9 protein-coding genes are annotated in these 19655 nt (G+C 39.6%); 8 read left to right on the forward strand and 1 reads right to left on the reverse strand.

Annotated features, from left to right (window positions below; translation table 11 throughout):
• Position 1: 1 nt before the first annotated feature.
• Positions 2–2044: an oligopeptidase A gene (gene prlC, locus FGD67_RS12060; RefSeq protein WP_257171410.1), complete on the reverse strand. Its 2043-nt coding sequence runs from the start codon at positions 2042–2044 to the stop codon at positions 2–4.
• Between the two features lie 232 nt (positions 2045–2276).
• On the opposite strand from prlC, the gene gorA reads away from it, so the two are divergent.
• From gorA to FGD67_RS12100, 8 genes are all read left to right on the forward strand, one after another.
• Positions 2277–3629 (forward strand): glutathione-disulfide reductase, encoded by a 1353-nt coding sequence (gorA, locus tag FGD67_RS12065; protein WP_257171411.1) that lies wholly within the window; start codon positions 2277–2279, stop codon positions 3627–3629.
• A 385-nt stretch (positions 3630–4014) separates the two neighbouring features.
• Complete coding sequence (locus FGD67_RS12070) at positions 4015–5190, forward strand: efflux RND transporter periplasmic adaptor subunit (RefSeq protein WP_257171412.1); 1176 nt, start codon at positions 4015–4017, stop codon at positions 5188–5190.
• A gap of 12 nt (positions 5191–5202) precedes the next feature.
• On the forward strand, positions 5203–8337 hold the full coding sequence (locus FGD67_RS12075; protein WP_257171413.1) for an efflux RND transporter permease subunit: 3135 nt from the start codon (positions 5203–5205) through the stop codon (positions 8335–8337).
• Between the two features lie 185 nt (positions 8338–8522).
• Entirely contained in the window at positions 8523–9140 is a 618-nt protein-coding gene (locus FGD67_RS12080) for a TetR/AcrR family transcriptional regulator (RefSeq protein WP_257171414.1), read from the forward strand.
• Positions 9141–9365: 225 nt separating this feature from the next.
• Complete coding sequence (locus FGD67_RS12085) at positions 9366–9821, forward strand: hypothetical protein (protein ID WP_257171415.1); 456 nt, start codon at positions 9366–9368, stop codon at positions 9819–9821.
• Between the two features lie 845 nt (positions 9822–10666).
• Positions 10667–12118 carry a GGDEF domain-containing protein gene (locus FGD67_RS12090; RefSeq protein WP_257171416.1) on the forward strand — a complete coding sequence of 484 codons (1452 nt, stop codon included), beginning with the start codon at positions 10667–10669 and terminating at the stop codon, positions 12116–12118.
• 724 nt (positions 12119–12842) lie between these two features.
• Positions 12843–15587 carry a DNA polymerase I gene (gene polA, locus FGD67_RS12095; RefSeq protein ID WP_257171417.1) on the forward strand — a complete coding sequence of 915 codons (2745 nt, stop codon included), beginning with the start codon at positions 12843–12845 and terminating at the stop codon, positions 15585–15587.
• A 1127-nt stretch (positions 15588–16714) separates the two neighbouring features.
• Positions 16715–19564 (forward strand): pitrilysin family protein, encoded by a 2850-nt coding sequence (locus FGD67_RS12100; RefSeq protein WP_257171418.1) that lies wholly within the window; start codon positions 16715–16717, stop codon positions 19562–19564.
• Positions 19565–19655: the final 91 nt, after the last annotated feature.

Genomic DNA, 19655 nt, shown 5'->3' on the forward strand with positions numbered 1-19655 from the left:
CTTAACCTGTGATGCCGCTATGACGCAGTAAAGCATCAATGCTAGGCTCTCGGCCACGGAAGGCTTTAAACAGTTCGCTTGGCTCTTTTGAACCGCCCATTTCTAGCACATTGGATAAAAAGTCATGGCCAACCGTTTGGTTAAAAATCCCTTCTTCTTCAAAGCGAGAAAAAGCATCTGCCGATAACACTTCAGCCCATTTATAACTGTAATATCCGGCCGCATAACCACCGCCGAAAATGTGGCCAAAGCTGTGTTGAAAACGATTGAATTCTGGCGCTTTAAACACTGCGTAGTCATCACGAACTTGGTTTAATACTTGTTGAATTTCATCACCTTTTTCTGGCGAGTATTGAGCATGCATTTTAAAATCGAATAAGCTAAATTCTAGCTGACGGATCATTTGCATTGCTGATTGGAAGTTTTTCGCTGCGAGCATTTTATCTAGCATATCTTGCGGTAACGATTCATCTGTTTGATAGTGACCAGAAATAAAGGCAAGTGCCTCTGGTTGCCAACACCAATTTTCTAAAAACTGGCTCGGTAATTCAACAGCATCCCATGGCACACCGTTAATACCAGAAACGCCTGCTGCGTTAATCTGCGTTAACATATGGTGAATACCGTGACCAAACTCATGGAACAAGGTAACGACTTCGTCATGCGTAAATAAAGCCGGTTTGTCGCCGACAGGGCCATTAAAATTACAGGTTAAGTAGGCAACTGGGTATTGAATATCGCCATTGGCTAATTCTCGTCGGCCGACACAGTCGTCCATCCAAGCGCCGCCACGTTTGTGGGCTCGAGCATATAGATCAAAATAAAAGCTGCCGCGAAGTTGCTGATTTTTATCCAAAACATCAAAAAACTTAACATCTTTATGCCAAGTATCAACATCTTTCCGCTCACTAATGGTTAAACCAAACAAGCGATGTACCACTTCGAATAAACCGGCAACAACTTTGCTTTCAGGGAAGTAAGGACGTAATTCTTCGTCAGAAATAGCGTAACGTTCTTGTTTTAACTTTTCACTGTAATAGGGTAAATCCCAAGCTTGTAAGTCGCTTTGGGCAAAGTTTTGTTTAGCAAATGCTGTAACTTCAACTAAGTCTTGCTCACCTTGAGCTTTCGATTTTACGGCTAAATCTTCTAAGAAGCCGATAACTTCATTGCTGTTATTTGCCATTTTGGTTGCGAGAGACTTTTCTGCAAAGCTATCAAAACCGAGTAAGTTGGCAAGCTCATGACGTAAAGCGAGTAATTCACTCATGATCGGGCTGTTGTCATATTCACCAGCATTTGGGCCAATTTCAGAGGCACGGGTAACGTAAGCACGATACATTTTTTCGCGTAATGCTTGGTTATCACAGTAGGTCATGACCGGTAAATAACTTGGTATGTCTAAGGTAAATAACCAACCTGACTTTTCTTGTGCTTCGGCTAAGGCTTTTGCCGCTTCTTTGGCACTTGCGGGCAATCCCGAGAGTTCTTTTTCATCAGTAATATTAACGTTAAATGCATGGGTGGCGTCGAGAATATTATTACCAAAAGTAGAACTAAGTTCAGATAAACGGGCAGAAATTTCACCGTAGCGTTTTTGATCTTGACTGTTCAGCGCGATACCAGAAAGCTTGAAGTCTCTTAAGGCATTAGTGATCACTTTTTGTTGCGCTGTGTTTAGCTGGCTAAATTCATCACTTGCACTTAATTGCTGGTAAGCGGCAAATAGGCCAGCATGTTGGCCAACAAACGTGCCATATTCAGATAAAAGTGGCAGACATGACTCATAAGCATCGCGCAGCTCATCGCTGTTAACCACTGAGTTCATATGCGAAATGGGCGACCATAACTTACCTAATACGTCATCAACTTCATCAATAGGTGCAACTAAATTAGCCCAAGTAAATGGCGTATTGTTAGCTAACACATCTGCAATGGTATTTTTACAATTGGCTATAGCTTCTTCAACCGCAGGTTTAATATGCTTTGGTTTGATTTTAGAGAATTGTGGTAATGATGTATTTTGTAATAATGGATTGGTCATGAAATTCGCATTTTAGCTAGGTTATGGTCTAGATGTAATGGCAAAGCAGTCGATAATCAAGGTTTAGCTGTCACTATTTGGTACTAGTGATCAAAATTTGAAATTTATAGCTTCAATATCATGTCAATCTAATATCATTTAGACGTTATAAATTAGCTATGTTGATAGCTATGCTTGAATTTTTGTTTTTTAAGTCCAATATAATAAATCATAATCACACAGGAATATTAATATGACACAACATTTTGACTACATTTCAATTGGCGCTGGCAGTGGCGGCATTGCTTCAGCAAACCGAGCAGCGCGTTTAGGTAAAAAAGCGGCAATTATTGAAGCTAAACATATTGGTGGTACTTGTGTGAATGTCGGTTGTGTGCCGAAAAAAGCCATGTGGTATGCCGGACAAATTGCCGATGCATTACATTACGCTAATGATTATGGTTTTAAAGCGCCATTGCAAAACTTTGACTGGTCGAAATTAGTCGCAAACAGAGAAGCTTATATCGAACGTATTCATGCGGCTTATGCGCGTGGTTTTGCCAGTAACGACGTTACTGTGATTGATGGTTTTGCTAAGTTTGTTGATAAAAACACGGTAGAGGTTGATGGTGTTTTATATACCGCTGAGCATATTACGATTGCCACAGGTGGACGCCCAAGTCGCCCAAGCATCGAAGGTGCAGAGTACGGTATTGATTCCGATGGTTTTTTTGCACTAACCGAACAACCCGAGAAAGTAGCGGTGGTAGGTGCCGGTTATATAGCAGTTGAACTTGCGGGCGTGTTACACGCATTAGGCAGTGAATCACACTTATTGGTACGTAAAGAAAAACCATTGCGCGGTTTTGATGACATGCTCAGTGATACGTTAGTGGAACAAATGGCCAAACATGGTCCAACGCTGCATACCATGAGCGTACCAACGCGGATTGAAAAGCATAGTGATAACACGCTGACAATTCATTTAGAAAACGGTAAAACTGTTGGACCTGTAGACACTCTAATCTGGGCGATTGGCCGAGAGCCTGCCACTGATAACATTAATATTGAATCAACAGGTATTAAGCTCGACGAACGTGGTTTTATTCCAACAGATAAATATCAAAATACTGACGTCGCCGGTGTTTATGCGGTGGGTGACAATACTGGCCGCGCGCAGTTAACGCCAGTTGCTGTTGCGGCAGGTCGTCGTTTATGTGAACGCTTATTTAACAATAAACCTGACGAGCATTTAGATTACTCAAATATAGCGACAGTAGTCTTCAGTCATCCGGTAATTGGCACGGTTGGTTTGTCAGAAAAAGAAGCGATTGAAGAGTACGGTGTTGATGAAGTTAAAGTCTATAACTCTCAATTCACCGCATTATATCAAGCGATAACTGAAGATTATCGCGATCCGACTCGCATGAAATTAGTTTGTGCTGGTAAAGAAGAAAAAATAGTCGGTATTCACAGTATTGGTTTTGGTAGTGATGAATTACTGCAAGGTTTTGCTGTCGCTATGAAAATGGGCGCAACAAAAGCTGATTTTGATAATACCGTGGCGATTCATCCAACGTCAGCAGAAGAATTTGTCACTATGTAACCACAGATTATTAGGTAGCTTGATCGTTCGTTTAGAAAATCATGAACAGATGTTTAGAACTCTAGATAATAGGGTTCTAAACGACTTTGTCCTCAGTAAAATTTACGCAACGTAACTCTTTCATCATCATTCTTGTAACGTCATCTCGGGCTTTTCATATGCAAAAGCTAATTGAAATTATTTGCTTATTATTTCAAACACTTCTATTCACAGTATCGGCTGAAGTTTGCTTAATGACGGGTGGCATGGCAAACCCATGGGTAACTCAGCTATGAAGCGTATTAAGTGCGTACAATTCATTACATCTTTTAACTTCTGAAAAATTTCAAATCGCTTTTTTTTATATTAGAATGATCGTTCATTCTAATGCAAAGAGTATTTATTTATGCAGTTTTACCGTTTCGGTCTATTAATTTTATCGGCCATCGTTGGTTCTGTTGTTTTAACTGGGTGTGATGTTGTAGCTGAACAAGCTACATCTTCAGCTCCTCAAGCCACACCTGTCGGTGTGGTTACGTTAAAAAGCCAAGCGCTCACACTTAAAAAAGAATTGCCCGGGCGTGTAAATGCATTTCAAATTGCAGAAATTCGTCCTCAAGTCAGTGGTATTGTACAGTCGCGCTTATTTGTTGAAGGTAAACAGGTTGAGCAAGGTCAGGCGCTTTATCAAATCAATCCTGCCGTTTTTGAAGCAGAACTTGCAGCCAGTGAAGCCGCAGTTGCCAGAGCAGAGGCCAGTATTGCGAGCAGTAAAGCTAAAGCTGCTCGCTTTAGTGAACTGTTAAAAATTAAAGCCGTAAGTCAGCAAGACTTTGATGAGGCAGATGCAGCGTACAAACAAGCACGAGCTGAATTATTAACAGCGAAAGCACAATTACAGTCGGCAAAAATTAATCTTGATTATAGCCATGTATCATCACCGATTAGTGGTCAAATTAGTAAATCAAGTGTGACAGTTGGGGCTTTAGTTAGTGCTAACCAAGCGACAGCGCTTGCCACTGTTACGCAACTAGACCCAATTTATATCGATTTAACACAATCAAGTAATGAACTTACTCAACGTAAAAAAGCCTTGGCATCAGGCTTATTAACGGTTGATCCTGCAACGCAAACAGACGTTGAGTTGATTATGGAAGATGGTTCAATATACCCGCATAAAGGGACGTTACAGTTTTCTGAAGTTACCGTTAATCCAAGCACAGGATCTGTAATTCTGCGAGCTGAATTTCCAAATCCTGAAAAGCTTCTCTTACCAGGCATGTATGCACGCGCATCAATTGTTGAAGGAGTAAAAGCGGATGCTATTTTGGTACCGCAACGTGGTGTTAGTCGCAATTCTAAAGGCGAGCCTACGGCGCTTGTGGTAAGTGCAAAGAGTATCGTTGAAAGTCGAGTGTTAAAAATTGACCGTTCAGTTGGCGCTAATTGGTTAGTCATTGATGGCTTAAAAGCAGGTGACAGACTTATTGTTGAAGGCTTACAGAAGATTCGTTCTGGTGCGCCAGTTACCGCAACTGAAGTTGACTCGTCAGCTTTATCTTCTACAAACAAAGCGCAATAACGGAGAATCTGAATGTCACGATTTTTTATCGATAGACCTATATTCGCTTGGGTGTTGGCAATTATAGTGATGCTTGCGGGTATTTTAGCGATTAAGGTTTTGCCTATTGCGCAGTATCCTTCAATTGCGCCACCAGCGATTAGTATTACCGCTAACTACCCAGGCGCATCAGCACAAACATTAGAAGACTCAGTTACACAGGTCATTGAACAAAAAATGAAAGGCTTAGATGGCTTGTTGTATATGTCATCAACTTCAGAATCAAGTGGCTCAGCAACACTTACCCTGACTTTTAGTGCCGAAACTGATCCTGATATTGCTCAGGTACAAGTACAAAATAAATTAGCAACAGCAACACCACTTTTACCGGAAGAAGTACAAAGGCAAGGTGTTGTGGTGGCAAAATCGGCGCGTAATTTCCTACTTGTGGTCGGTTTTGTTTCGCAAGACGGCAGCATGAATAATATTGATATTGGTGATTATGTTTCGTCAAATGTACAAGATATTGTTTCGCGTGTTAATGGTGTGGGTGAAGCACAATTATTTGGCTCTCAATATGCTATGCGTATTTGGTTAGATCCGGCAAAATTACAAAACTTTAAATTAACACCTGCTGATATCAGCGCGGCAATTAGTGCGCAAAATGCTCAAGTTTCAGCAGGTCAACTCGGCGGAATGCCTGCTGTTGCCGGACAACAACTTAATGCGACAGTAACAGCACAGAGTCGTTTACAAACCCCTGCACAATTTGAAAATATTTTGGTAAAAACCAACAGTGATGGCTCTATTGTTCGTCTTGAAGATGTGGCAAGAGTAGAGCTAGGTGGTGAAAATTATGGTGTTGTTGCGCGTTTTAATGGTAAGCCAGCATCAGGTTTAGGGGTAAAGCTGGCCAGTGGCGCAAATGCACTCGATACAGCTCAAGGGGTTAAAGATGCGCTGAAAGAACTTGCACCATTTTTCCCTGAAGGTTTAGTTACCGTTATTCCTTATGATACTACGCCGTTTGTTTCATTATCGATTGAAAAAGTTATACACACTCTTATCGAAGCGGTGATCTTGGTTTTTGTTGTCATGTATCTGTTTTTACAAAACTTCAGAGCAACGCTTATTCCAACCATTGCTGTGCCAGTGGTCTTGCTGGGCACATTTGGTATCTTGTACACCTTTGGCTATTCAATTAATACTTTAACAATGTTTGCCATGGTTTTAGCTATTGGTTTGCTAGTTGATGATGCCATTGTTGTGGTGGAAAATGTTGAACGTTTAATGACTGAAGAAAAACTTTCGGCGCTGGAAGCTACACGTAAGTCTATGGATGAGATTAAAGGCGCACTTGTTGGTATTGCTATGGTGCTTTCTGCGGTATTTATACCGATGGCATTCTTTAGTGGCTCAACCGGTGTTATCTATCGACAGTTCTCTATCACGTTGGTTTCCGCCATGGGGCTTTCGGTATTAGTGGCGCTTATTTTAACACCGGCATTATGTGCAACCTTATTAAAACCTAGCCATGTGCATAATGACAACTCATTAATAGGTAAATTTTTCTCTGGCTTTAACCGCGGCTTCGATAAAACCAACTCAGGTGCGCAAAGCTTTGTTGGCCGAATGATCAAGCATGCTAAGCGTTACTTACTTATTTATGGCGTGATTGTTGGCGGCATGGTGTATGTATTTTCAAGCTTACCAACGGCATTTTTACCTGATGAAGACCAAGGTATTTTGTTTAACCAAGTGATGTTACCTGCGGGGTCAACTACAGAGCAAACTTTAGCGGTGGTTAAAAAAGTAGAAAATCATTACTTGAACGATCAGTCTGAAGCGGTTAAAGGTATTTTTACTGTTACAGGTTTTAGCTTTGCTGGCTCAGGACAAAACTCAGCTATAGGTTTTGTTAGCTTGAAGCACTGGGATGAACGTCAACGTGACGACTTATCGGTTAATGCAGTTGCTGGTAAAGGTATGGGTTATTTCTCTACTATTAAAGAAGCTTTTGTCTTTGCCTTTCCACCACCAGCGATTGTAGAGCTAGGTACGGCAAATGGTTTTAATCTGTTTTTGCAAGACCGTGTTGGTCTTGGTCATGATGCCTTATTAGCGGCTAGAAACCAGTTGCTAGGTATGGCGAGTCAAAGTCCGATATTGGCAGGAGTACGTCCAAATGGACAAGAAGATATGCCAGAATTACAGCTTGATATCGATCTTGCAAAAGCTGAAGCGCTTGGCGTATCGCAAGGTGATATCAACAGCACACTTTCTACCGCGTGGGGTAGTAGTTACGTTAATGACTTTATTGACCGTGGCCGTGTGAAAAAAGTTTATCTGCAAGGTGAAGCTGAATCACGCATGGTGCCAGAAGATCTTAATCAATGGTACGTGCGCAATAATAATGGCGATATGGTGCCATTCTCCGCCTTTGCTAGTTCATTTTGGTCGTACGGATCACCGCGTTTAGAGCGTTACAATGGCTTTTCTGCCATGGAAATTCAAGGTAGTGCAGCACCGGGTTACAGTACCGGTCAAGCCATGGATGAAATGGAACGTTTAGTTAAGCAATTACCTAATGGTGTTTCTTCTGAGTGGTCGGGTATTTCTTATCAAGAACGCTCAAGTGGAGGTCAAGCGCCGTTACTTTATGGTTTATCACTGTTGTTTGTATTTTTATGTTTAGCGGCATTATATGAGAGTTGGTCGGTACCGTTTGCGGTTATGTTAATTGTGCCTTTAGGTATATTTGGTGCGATCATGGCAGCTTTTGGCGGCGGCTTATCAAACGATATTTACTTACAAGTTGGCTTATTAACGACCATTGGTTTAGCGTCTAAAAATGCCATCTTAATTGTTGAATTTGCTATTCATAAAATGGCGGAAGGGCTAAGTGTCGTCGATGCTGCAATCGCTGCAGTTCGTTTGCGCTTACGTCCAATTTTAATGACTTCAATGGCCTTTATTTGTGGTGTTATACCGTTAGCTGTTGCCTCTAGTGCCGGCTCTGGCGCGCAGAACGCACTCGGTATTTCTATTATTGGTGGTACGCTAGCGTCTTCAATTTTAGTGGTGGTTTTTGTGCCAATGTTTTTCGTTATCGTGCGCCGAATATTTCCAGGTAAAACAGATAATACCGCGAAGGAACATACACAATGAGCAGTAAATACTTCCATCAAAAAACGTTCAGCTTAAGTGCTTGGTAGTGGTGGCTAACAACCTGAAAATACAGCTCAGTAATGGTATTTTAAGGTCTATAGTTTGCTATAGGCCTTAAATAACTTAGCTTAATTGTAAGGGCATGCCTTTATGCCGAACCTGTTGGGTTTGTAGTGGAGTTTCTGATGAAACCAAAAACTAAAAGACATATAGATCCTGCGTTAGCTGAAGCGCGCCGTAACCAAGTACTTACTGCGGCAGCTGATTGTTTTCGCCGGAAAGGCTTTCATGGTGCGGGCATGGCTGAAATATCAAAAACAGCCGGTATGAGTGCAGGGCATATTTATAATTACTTTGACAGCAAAGAAGCGATTATAGAAAGTATTATTGAGCAAGACATGGAAGAAATGTTCTCAATATTTCAAGAATTTGAACAGCAACCAGGTGACATTTTAACGGTACTACTTAATGGTTTGAATGTCGGTGTACAACGACATATGGACACCGGTGCTTGTGCGGTCGATTTAGAAATGTTAGCAGAGGCTGGGCGCAACAATAAAGTTGCCACGTTATTACGTGATGCTGATACGCAAGCACGCAATAGAATGTGTCAGTTACTGATGAGCGAGCGTAGCGTAATTAAAGAAATTTCTGCTGTGGAGTTAGAAAGTCGAGTTAATGTTATTTTTTCGGTTATGGCAGGCTTACTGTTAAGAAAAATGCTTTACCCTGAGTTGACTGAGGAAACGGTGTTAATTGCACTTCGCCCGGCAATAAAAACCTTACTTATGCCGTTTGAGTAAGCATTTAGCTTGTTAAGGCTAGCGAGTATTCATTACATTAAAGAAACTTAGGAGCATGGTTTAATCGCGTTAAGTTAAAGCTAACGGCCTACAATCTTCATTTCTACAAGGTATTAATTGATCTTAACTAGCTTTAACGCATTTTTCTTGTTTTACGCTTGTTACTCTAATGCGAGGTTGTACAATAAATCAAATCTGCTTAGTACAACAAATATGAGAGTAAAAATGCTGTCTACACGTTATGTATTACTCACCGCAATAATATTTAATTGCCTATTAAGTTACTCAACGGTTGCTGAAGAACATCAGCACCAGCATAGCAATCAACAAGCATTGCAGTTAAACCATGGTGCTAAGTGGCAAATCGATCAGAGTTTACATATCGGTATGGTCAGTATTCAACAACAATTAATGGTGAATCTTGATGCTATCCATTATGATAAATTTTCTCAAACTCAATTTTTAGCCTTAGCATCAGCGTTTGATAAGCAACTGAATTTTTTATTCGAAAATTGCCAACTAGCCCCTAAAGCTGACGCACAGCTTCATGTCTTACTTGCAAAAATAATGCAAGGGAACGACTTAATTAAGCATGCTGAGAATAAAAAATCAGGCGCGGTTATGATTCTTCAAGCACTAGAAGAATATCCAAAATATTTTAATGACGTCAATTGGCAATAACAGGCCAGTTGATAGCTTATAAGTCGTAAGCCTGCCAGCGATAATACTTCCGTTCATTGCTAACGCCTGCTGATGTTGCAGCAGCGCGCCGCTTATGTGACGTTTATTAGATAACAAATCTAATCACCATTTAAATTATTCCAATATAGCGACAGTGGTGTTTGGTCATTCGGTTATTGTTACTGTCGGGATATCAAAGTAAGAAGCTATTGCTGAATGCGGTGATGATAAGTTGAAGTGTATAGCTCTCAATTTATCTTCTTATATCAAGCGATTAGTGAGGGCTATCGCGAGCCAACTAGAATAAAATTAGTTTGCCTTAGAAAATAAGAAAACCTTTGTTTTTCATGGTTTATTTTTGTATTGATGAATTATTGCAGGGCTTTGCCATAGCAATGAAATCGGCGCAACAAAAGCTGACTTTGATTGTACGGTTGTTATTCACCCAAACTCAACCGAAGAGTTTGATACTATGAATTAATGGTGTCTGGAAAACCTACTGTGTAGATTTGTAAACGCTGGAAAAACTATTAACCTTGTTGTTATGTGGTATCTGCAATAGTATTTTTACGGTAGTTTTTTAGTCAAACCTAACGGCTGTTATTGTTAGCCATTTAATAATGTTGTTGGAGAAGTTAATGCCCTGGTGAGAATGCGATAAGCTCTGAACCGCAAACAAAGGGTAGGACATAAGGTGCTTTAGCTATATAACCTAACATGATATAAGCGATCAGATGTTAACTTATATTCATTATTTAGCTCTTGGGAATTGCAATATCATGTTACTTAAATCAAGTTGAAATATGAATGCCACTAGTCATTAATATATGGAAGAGGTAATTAAATTGACTGAGACAAATAGCAGTTTTGCCAACATTCCGTTTAAGCCATTAGCCATGCTCAGACAGGGTGGAAAAGCTCGTGATTTCGTGCTTTTCTGGCTTTTAGGTTGTGCGATAATTGTACCATCAAGTGTAATCACTCGTTATCTGGAATGGACGGGTCTGGAGTTATCACTTAGTGGCATGTCAATTTACATTACTGTCTATATTCCAATGTTACTTTGTGTGCCGATCGTTTTCTGGTTTGGCTATTTTTGGGCAGCAATTCCAGCTTATCTTGCGACTTTTTTGGTTGCATATGTTGGAGGTATGCCGTTGGGCTGGATTTTGTTATTCTCCTTTGCCAATCCACTCAGCTTGGCATTTTATTATTTATCTTTGTCTATTCTACCTAAACATACCAAGATTAATGTGTTTGTTTCTCTCATTGGCTTTGTGCTTATTTCTTTGGTGGCTTCTCTAGCAGGTTCCTCGGGGTCATTTATTTGGGCATTTGCGAATAAAGTAGGACTTAACAATGCACTTCCGGTTTGGCAAGGTTGGTGGGTAGGCGGATGGTTACAGACTACTTTTATCGTCTTGCCGGTATTGTATTTTTTCAGTCCTGTTGTTCTTAAGCTTAGTGCGGCATTGCACTCACCAAATTCAGTAAAGCGGGTTGTGTCATATAGAGTACTCACACTGGCGACAATCGCTTTTGTTACTGTGTTAGTCGGTTATGTTGCCACGGCCCGTTTTATCAGCATTGAGCAGTTGGCTCGGTTAAAAAGTACATCAATGAGCCAAGCAAGCCTTCTTACTATCGACAATGCTATTAGTGGCATGTCCTATCCTCTTTTTATCTTACTTGCCGTGATGGTCGCTCTGATATTTCTGATTTATAAAGCAATTATTTACTGGAGTGAGGTACTTAAAAATGCCAATAAACTGCTGAATGAAAAAAATATTGAACTGGAAATGCTAGCTTCAACAGATGAGCTTACCCAACTACTTATGCGTAGAAAGGTGATGGAAGTCGCTCAAATTGAGTTCGACCGTGCCAGAAGAAATAGTCAGTGGCTCAGTGTATTAATGATCGATATTGACAAATTTAAACGCATCAACGATGAATATGGCCATCTTGTTGGTGACAAAGTGATCAGTGATGTTGCTGGTCGTCTAAAGCAATCTGTGCGTCCTTATGATTCAGTTGGCCGCTATGGCGGTGAAGAGTTTATCGTCGTTCTTCCCAATTCCACGTTGGAAGACGCGATGGTTATTGCTGAGCGTATTCTAGCGAGTATTGCTAACTTACCGGTTGTTACCGACAAGGGTGACTTGTGTGTCACTGTGAGCATTGGCGCAGCATCGTTGCAAGAACATGATAAAAACATACCATCATTGATTGAGCATGCTGACCAAGCGTTGTTGAGTGCTAAGGCTCAAGGCAGAAACTGTATTCAAAGGCACCAATGAAAATACATAAATTAGCGTTGAAGGTGTCAAAATACTGTTTTTCCGTCGGCTAGAATTTAGTGCTACTAAGGTCTATTAGCCGCTTTCTTTAATATTATTTTAGGAAAAGTGATAGTAAATTGGACAATTGATTGTCATGCAATGCTAATAAGTCGTTTTGTTATATTGCTATAAGTTCCCGCTAATTTAAAAATCGATTTCTATGGTATTTATCACTTTTATTACCGCTAATGTAAAAATTAAATGATCATTTATCACGAGAAAAAATTTAATTTCTCATAAAGTTTAATTAACAAAATTAAGCTAGCCCTTGCCAAATATAGCTTATGTTTTTTTGTTATTTCTAGGCATCATAAAGCGGTAAAAATAGTTTAACAATTGTCTGGTAATGATGCCGTTTTCTGGTAATCTCTTAGCTCGCTTATTTAAGTTGCTCGTTAATTGAGCAGCATGGTTTAAGCATGTGTATTTATTTATCCACATAATAAAAAAATAACAATAAATATATGAAAAGGATTTTTGACTTACCTTTTTTCAATAATTACAGTGAGTTAAACTTAGGTTTCCGTAAAGTTCGTTAGATCTTTATGGCTTTTCATCGTGCTTTTCAACATACTTATCCACAGTTGTCACTAATTGATGTGACTAATTTAAATGAATTGCTAGAGAGAATTTGCTGATTATGGCATGCTTAGCAAATCTTTCTCCCAGTCAAAAAATTATCATGCCAACTTCTGACCAATCACCGCTAATTTTAGTCGATGGTTCATCTTATTTATTCCGCGCATATCACGTACCATATTTGCAAGCTTTGTCGACATCAGACGGTCAACCTACCGGTGCTATTACCGGGGTGTTGAATATGATCAGAAGTCTGAAAAAAGACTATCCAAACGGTAATGTTGTTGTGGTGTTTGATGCCAAAGGAAAAACCTTTCGTAATGACATGTACCCTGAATATAAAGCTAATCGACCGCCAATGCCGGATGATTTACGTACACAAATAGCACCCTTACATGAAATAATTGCTGCTATGGGCCTACCTTTATTAGTTATTGAAGGTGTTGAAGCTGATGATGTTATTGGTACCTTGTCAGAGCAAGCGACAGCCTTAGGTATGGAAACCGTTATTTCTACTGGTGATAAGGATATGGCGCAGTTGGTTAACCAACATGTACGCTTAATTAATACCATGACCAATGTCGAAATGGACGAGGCCGGCGTTATTGAAAAATTTGGTGTTCGCCCAGATCAAATTATTGATTATCTTGCCTTAATGGGCGATAAAGTTGATAACATTCCAGGCGTTGAAAAATGTGGACCTAAAACGGCAGTAAAATGGTTAACTGCGCACCCTAGTTTAAAAGAGGTGATGGCGCATGCTGATGAAGTAAAAGGTAAGGTTGGTGAAAACTTACGTACCGCTTTACCACAATTACCGCTTTCTTATGAGCTGGCTACTATTCGACTCGATGTTGAACTTGAACAAACGGTAACAGAATTGCAGCCGATAGCTGCTGATGTTGAAAAACTCAAGTCACTGTACCAACAATTCGAACTTAAGCGTTTACTGGCAGACTTAAACTCTGGCGATGATAAAACAAAAGTAGCGGTTGCTGAAAGCGATGAGGCAGTAGCTGAATTGCCTGCTGATGTTGACGCTGAATATGACATTGTACTTGATAAAGCAAGTTTTGGTGTTTGGCTTGAAAAGCTAAAAAGTGCCGAGCTTTTTGCTTTCGATACTGAAACCACCAGCGTTAACTATATGAAGGCAGAATTAGTCGGCTTGTCATTTTGTTTAGCAGTCGGCAAAGCCGCTTATGTGCCTTTAAATCATGATTATTTAGATGCGCCAGAGCAACTTGAGCTTAATTGGGTCCTTGAGCAACTCAAACCGTTATTAGAAAGTAAAACAGTGGCTAAAGTTGGGCAAAACTTAAAATACGATGCCAATGTGTTATCGCACTATGGTATTGCTATGCAAGGTATAACTTTTGATACCATGCTTGAATCTTACTGCCTTAATAGTGTCGCCACGCGTCATAATATGGATGCTTTAGCGGAAAAATACTTAGGTTATAAAACCGTTCATTTTGAAGATATTGCGGGTAAAGGTGCAAAGCAGCTGACTTTCAATCAAATTGATATTGAAAAAGCCGGACATTACGCCGCAGAAGATGCTGATATTACCTTACGTTTGCACCAAGCAATTTATCCGCAGTTAGCGAAAGTGCCTTCACAACTTTCCGTATTCGACGAAATTGAAATGCCCTTGTTACCTGTGCTTGCACGTATGGAACAGCATGGTGTGCTAATTGATTGCGATATGTTAGATCAACAAAGCCAGTCAATTGGTACGCGTTTATCTGAGTTAGAAATTGAAGCACACAACTTAGCTGGCAAAAGCTTTAACTTAAGTTCGCCTAAGCAATTGCAGGTGATATTGTTTGAAGAGTTAAAAATACCGGTTATTAAGAAAACCCCTAAAGGCGCACCTTCAACCGCCGAAGAAGTGTTGCAAGAATTAGCCTTAGATTATCCCTTACCAAAAGTGATTTTAGAAAACCGAGGCTTAAGTAAGTTAAAGTCTACTTATACCGATAAATTACCTTTACTGGTTGTTCCGAAAACTAACCGAGTTCACACTTCGTACCATCAAGCCGTGACGGCAACGGGGCGTTTATCTTCAACCGATCCAAATTTACAAAACATTCCTATTCGTAGTGAAGAAGGACGTAAAATACGTCTGGCCTTTATTGCCCCACCAGAGCATAAAATTGTTGCTATTGATTACTCGCAAATCGAATTACGGATTATGGCGCATTTATCAGATGACCCAGGTCTTGTTAAAGCCTTCTCAGAAGGTAAAGATGTGCATAAAGCAACGGCAGCAGAGATATTTGCCGTGCCACTTGATGAAGTAACCAGTGAGCAACGCCGTAGTGCTAAGGCGGTTAACTTTGGCTTAATTTATGGCATGTCAGCATTTGGTCTGGCGAAACAGCTGAATGTTCCTCGTCATACAGCACAAGCATATATGGATAAATACTTTGAACGTTATCCGAATGTGTCTCAGTACATGGAAGACACCCGTCAAAAAGCGACAGAAAAAGGCTATGTCGAAACTTTATTTGGTCGTCGACTTTATTTACCTGATATTAAAGCAAAAAATGCTATGCGGAAAAAAGCGGCTGAACGTGCGGCGATTAACGCGCCAATGCAAGGTACAGCAGCAGATATCATTAAAAAAGCCATGTTAGCGGTGGACGCTTGGATATTAGAGCAAAATGATCAGAGAATAAAAATGACCATGCAAGTACACGATGAGCTAATTTTCGAAATCCATCAAGACATAGTAGAAGCAACGACGGCGAGTTTAGTCGATATTATGAATAATGCTATTACCATGAGTGTGCCGCTGATTGCTGAAGCGGGTATCGGTGATAACTGGGAACAAGCACATTAGCGATTAATGTAAATGTGCTGGGATTATTAACTACTGGCTGAAATTTATTCAGTTGCAGCACGCTCTTATTATATAACACTGAGTGATCCCTTCATAATGTGTATTTTTTAGGCCTCTTTCTAGAGGCCTTTTTTTACCCAAAAGTTAAAATTTTAGATTAGTTAGCAGTATTCACACGTTAAAATTAAAACAAAATGTAAAAAAATTACACAATATGCTTTACAGTCTTAGAATAATTACTCTATAATCGTTTTGTTCCTAACGCGAACACTTGTTGTAATAATTTTGAACATTCTAGCTTTCCTCATAGCTTATAGGCCGATAACTTAGTTGTCGGCTTTTTTTTTGCTGTCATAAAATGTGATGTAAATGTTTTATAAACGGCAACTCATGTAGTTTTATTACATGAAGTTGCATGCTTATGCACTTTAGTTAACAAGAAAATAAACAATTGTTTAGTTTGCGGTTATGGTCTTAATTGCTAACTTAGCACTACTTCAGCATGTTTTTTAGCTAGCGAGTGCTGGGTATGAAAAAAATTGAAAATTTAAATTTTTATTTATCAACGACTAACTAAATTAATTAGCTTTAACTGATTTTGATCAATAATGCATTATCTCCATTAAGTATGATGAGGGCATATTTAAACAACGGAGAATTATTATGGGATGTTGTGGTCAATGTGGTGGCGAAGGTCACGAACCAGTAGCAGAACAAGAGCAAACTGAAGAATCAGTTGAAACAACTGAAGAAGAGTAACTCGAACAGTACAATATCAAAGAAGCAGCGAGAGCTGCTTTTTTATTGCTTAAAATTCACTTGAGCTAAAATTGATATATTTGGATTGTATAAATAGTATTATGAAAATTAGAAAGTAATCACTAGCGATAATCGTGCGCTTTATAGTTTGCTTGCCATTATATCGCAGAATAATTTTGCTCAACTCAACTAGATTCAACTCAACTAGATTCAACACAACTTAGCCATTACATTGTTCGATGTGGGCTATTAAGGCTGTTAATTACGCAATTATTTCATTGAATAGCGCTAAGCTATTGTACTTGCGGCTAATAACGATATATTACCCTCAGTTCACAATTAGCTATGATTGAATAGAGGAAAATATTTTGAAAAAATGGACCTTACCATTATTACTCAGTTTTTTAGTTGCCTGCGAAAATACCAATACGGTTGATAGTACAGCTTCAGCAGTTAAAGTTGCTGGAATGAGCTTTATTGAACAGGTTGAAGCACAAGAGGGGAAAACTGTTATTCCATATCAAAAATATGTGCTTGATAACGGTTTGACATTAATTTTGCATCAAGATAGTTCAGACCCTTTGGTTCATGTTGATATGACTTACCATGTTGGCTCTGGCCGAGAAGAGCTCGGTAAGTCGGGATTCGCCCATTTTTTCGAACACATGATGTTTCAAGGTTCAGAACACGTTGCTGATGACGAACACTTTAAAATAGTGACGGAGTCTGGTGGTACCATGAATGGTACAACAAACAGTGATCGTACCAATTATTTTCAAACGGTACCGGCCAACCAATTAGAGAAGATGCTCTGGTTAGAAGCGGATCGTATGGGCTTTTTAGTTGATGCGGTAACCCAAGAAAAATTTGAAATACAGCGTGAAACGGTAAAAAATGAACGGGGTCAAAGCTACGACAATCGTCCTTACGGTTTATTGAGTGAGCGTGTCGGACAAGCTATGTACCCAGCAGGTCATCCATACTCATGGCAAACCATTGGTTATATTGAAGATCTTAATCGTGTAAATGTTAATGACTTAAAAGCATTTTTCTTACGTTGGTATGGGCCAAATAACGCCACCTTAACCATAGGTGGCGATGTTGATGTGGAAAAAACCTTAGCCATGGTAAATAAGTATTTCGGCAGTATTCCACGTGGTCCTGAAGTGAAAATGCCAGAAAAACCAAGTTTTACTATCAATGCTGATCGTTATATTTCTATGGAAGATAATGTCCATTTACCCTTAGTATATATGTCTTATCCGACAGTGAGTGTTAGGCATGAAGATGAAGCTGCATTGGATTTACTGTCGAGCATTTTAGGTGGTGGCAAAACATCATTACTTTATAAAAACTTAGTGAAAAACCAATTAGCCGTACAAGCCTCAGTCAGTCATCCATGTGCAGAACTTGCCTGTACTTTTAATCTATTAGCGTTACCACATCCCGCTTCAGGAAAAACCTTGGCAGATATGGAAAAAATTATTCGCGATAGTTTAGTTGAATTTGAAACTCGTGGTGTTGAAGATGATGACTTAATAAAAGCGAAAGCGGCAATGGAAGCTAATTTTGTTTTTGGCTTACAAAGTGTAGCAGGTAAGGTTAGTCAATTAGCGGCTAATGAAACGTTTAAAGGTGATCCCAATTATATTGAGCAAGACATTGCCCGTTATGCCGAAGTAACGAAAGCCGATGTGATGCGTGTTTATAAAAAATATCTTAAAGATAAACATGGCGTGATCATGAGTGTAGTGCCAAAAGGACAAATGAACTTAGTTGCTGCTGAAGATAACTTTACGCCACCAACACGAGTTACTCCTGAACTGGCTCAAACAACGGATAGCGACTTAAAAATACGTAAAGCCATAGATAACTTTGATCGCAGTATTATGCCAACAGCAGGGATGAATAAAGCCGTCGATGTACCGCAAATGTGGCAAGAAACTTTTGCGAATGGTATTAAAATCTTAGCGACACAAAGTAAAGAAACACCAACCACCTCAATATTGCTTAAAATACCTGCCGGTCATTATTACGAAAGTAAAGACAAAGCCGGTACCGCTTCACTTATGGCTGCAATGTTGAATGAATCGACAACTAAACGCAGTGCAGAGGACATGAGTAAGGAGTTACAAAAGCTAGGTGCCTCAGTAGGCATTTCTGCAGGCAATAGTTATTTAGCCATTAATGTAAACACTTTAACTAAGCACTTAGATGCAACGCTTGCATTAGTTTATGAAAAACTAACCGCACCAGCATTCTTAACCAATGAATTCCAGCGCAATAAAAGTAATGCAATTCAAGGCGCTATTAATGGTAAAAAAGACGCTGGCTATTTAGCATCAACGGCTTATCGTCAATTACTACATGCTGATAACATTGCCGCAATTTCTAGCGCGGGTTCAGAAGCGTCATTGAATAATATTCAGTTGGCTGATGTAAAAGCACTTTATGAGCAACAAGTACAGCCAAAAGGCAGTGAAATAATACTAGTATCTGATTTAGCCAAAGACCGTGTTTTAAAGTCATTAGCTATATTTAAGCCTTTAACCGGTGCAGGTGAAAAGTTGTTGCTTAACTTACCTGATTCAACGGCTAAAGCGGGGGTTATTTATTTAGTTAACAAAGATAATGCGGCGCAATCAGCTATTCGTATTGGTAAGCGTTCATTGACCCAAGATGTGACGGGTGAGTACTATCGTGCTTATTTAATGAACTTTCCATTGGGTGGCGCTTTTAACAGTCGCATTAATTTAAATTTACGTGAGGACAAAGGCTATACCTACGGTGCGCGTTCTTATTTCTACGGTGATAAGTTTTCAGGCGTATATACTGCCAGTGCTGAAGTACGCGCTGATGTCACTGATAAGTCGATTGTTGAGTTTGTGAAAGAAATTCAACACTATGCTGATAAAGGTATTAGTGATGAAGAATTGGCCTTTATGCGCAATGCAATTAACCAGAAAGATGCTTTGAAGTATGAAACACCGAGCAGTAAGCTGAGTTTCTTAGCGCAAATTTTAGAGCATAATCTTAGTGCTGACTTTGTTAAACAGCGCAATGAAATTGTTAAAAATATTAGCAAAGAAGAAATTAATGCCTTAGCGAAAAAGCACTTAAATATAAAAGAGATGTTAATGGTGGTGGTTGGCGACGCTAAAACCTTAAAACCACAATTAGAAGCGCTAGGTTATGAAGTGATTGACTACGATATATAGATATAGCTAAAGCTGTAAAATGTTAATAAAATGCCAGTCAGTGAATCTGACTGGCATTTTTATGGTAATTATTTTTTCGAGTCTTGCTCAG

It is taken from the genome of Colwellia sp. M166 (genome assembly GCF_024585285.1).
In the GTDB taxonomy this organism is placed as follows: Bacteria; Pseudomonadota; Gammaproteobacteria; order Enterobacterales; family Alteromonadaceae; genus Cognaticolwellia.

Bases quoted from the DNA above. Each gene is read 5' to 3' on its own strand.
- prlC (WP_257171410.1), bottom strand. From the start codon at position 2,044: ATGACCAATCCATTATTACAAAATACATCATTACCACAATTCTCTAAA.
- FGD67_RS12085 (WP_257171415.1), top strand. From the start codon at position 9,366: ATGCTGTCTACACGTTATGTATTACTCACCGCAATAATATTTAATTGC.
- gorA (WP_257171411.1), top strand. From the start codon at position 2,277: ATGACACAACATTTTGACTACATTTCAATTGGCGCTGGCAGTGGCGGC.
- polA (WP_257171417.1), top strand. From the start codon at position 12,843: ATGCCAACTTCTGACCAATCACCGCTAATTTTAGTCGATGGTTCATCT.
- FGD67_RS12075 (WP_257171413.1), top strand. From the start codon at position 5,203: ATGTCACGATTTTTTATCGATAGACCTATATTCGCTTGGGTGTTGGCA.
- FGD67_RS12070 (WP_257171412.1), top strand. From the start codon at position 4,015: ATGCAGTTTTACCGTTTCGGTCTATTAATTTTATCGGCCATCGTTGGT.
- FGD67_RS12080 (WP_257171414.1), top strand. From the start codon at position 8,523: ATGAAACCAAAAACTAAAAGACATATAGATCCTGCGTTAGCTGAAGCG.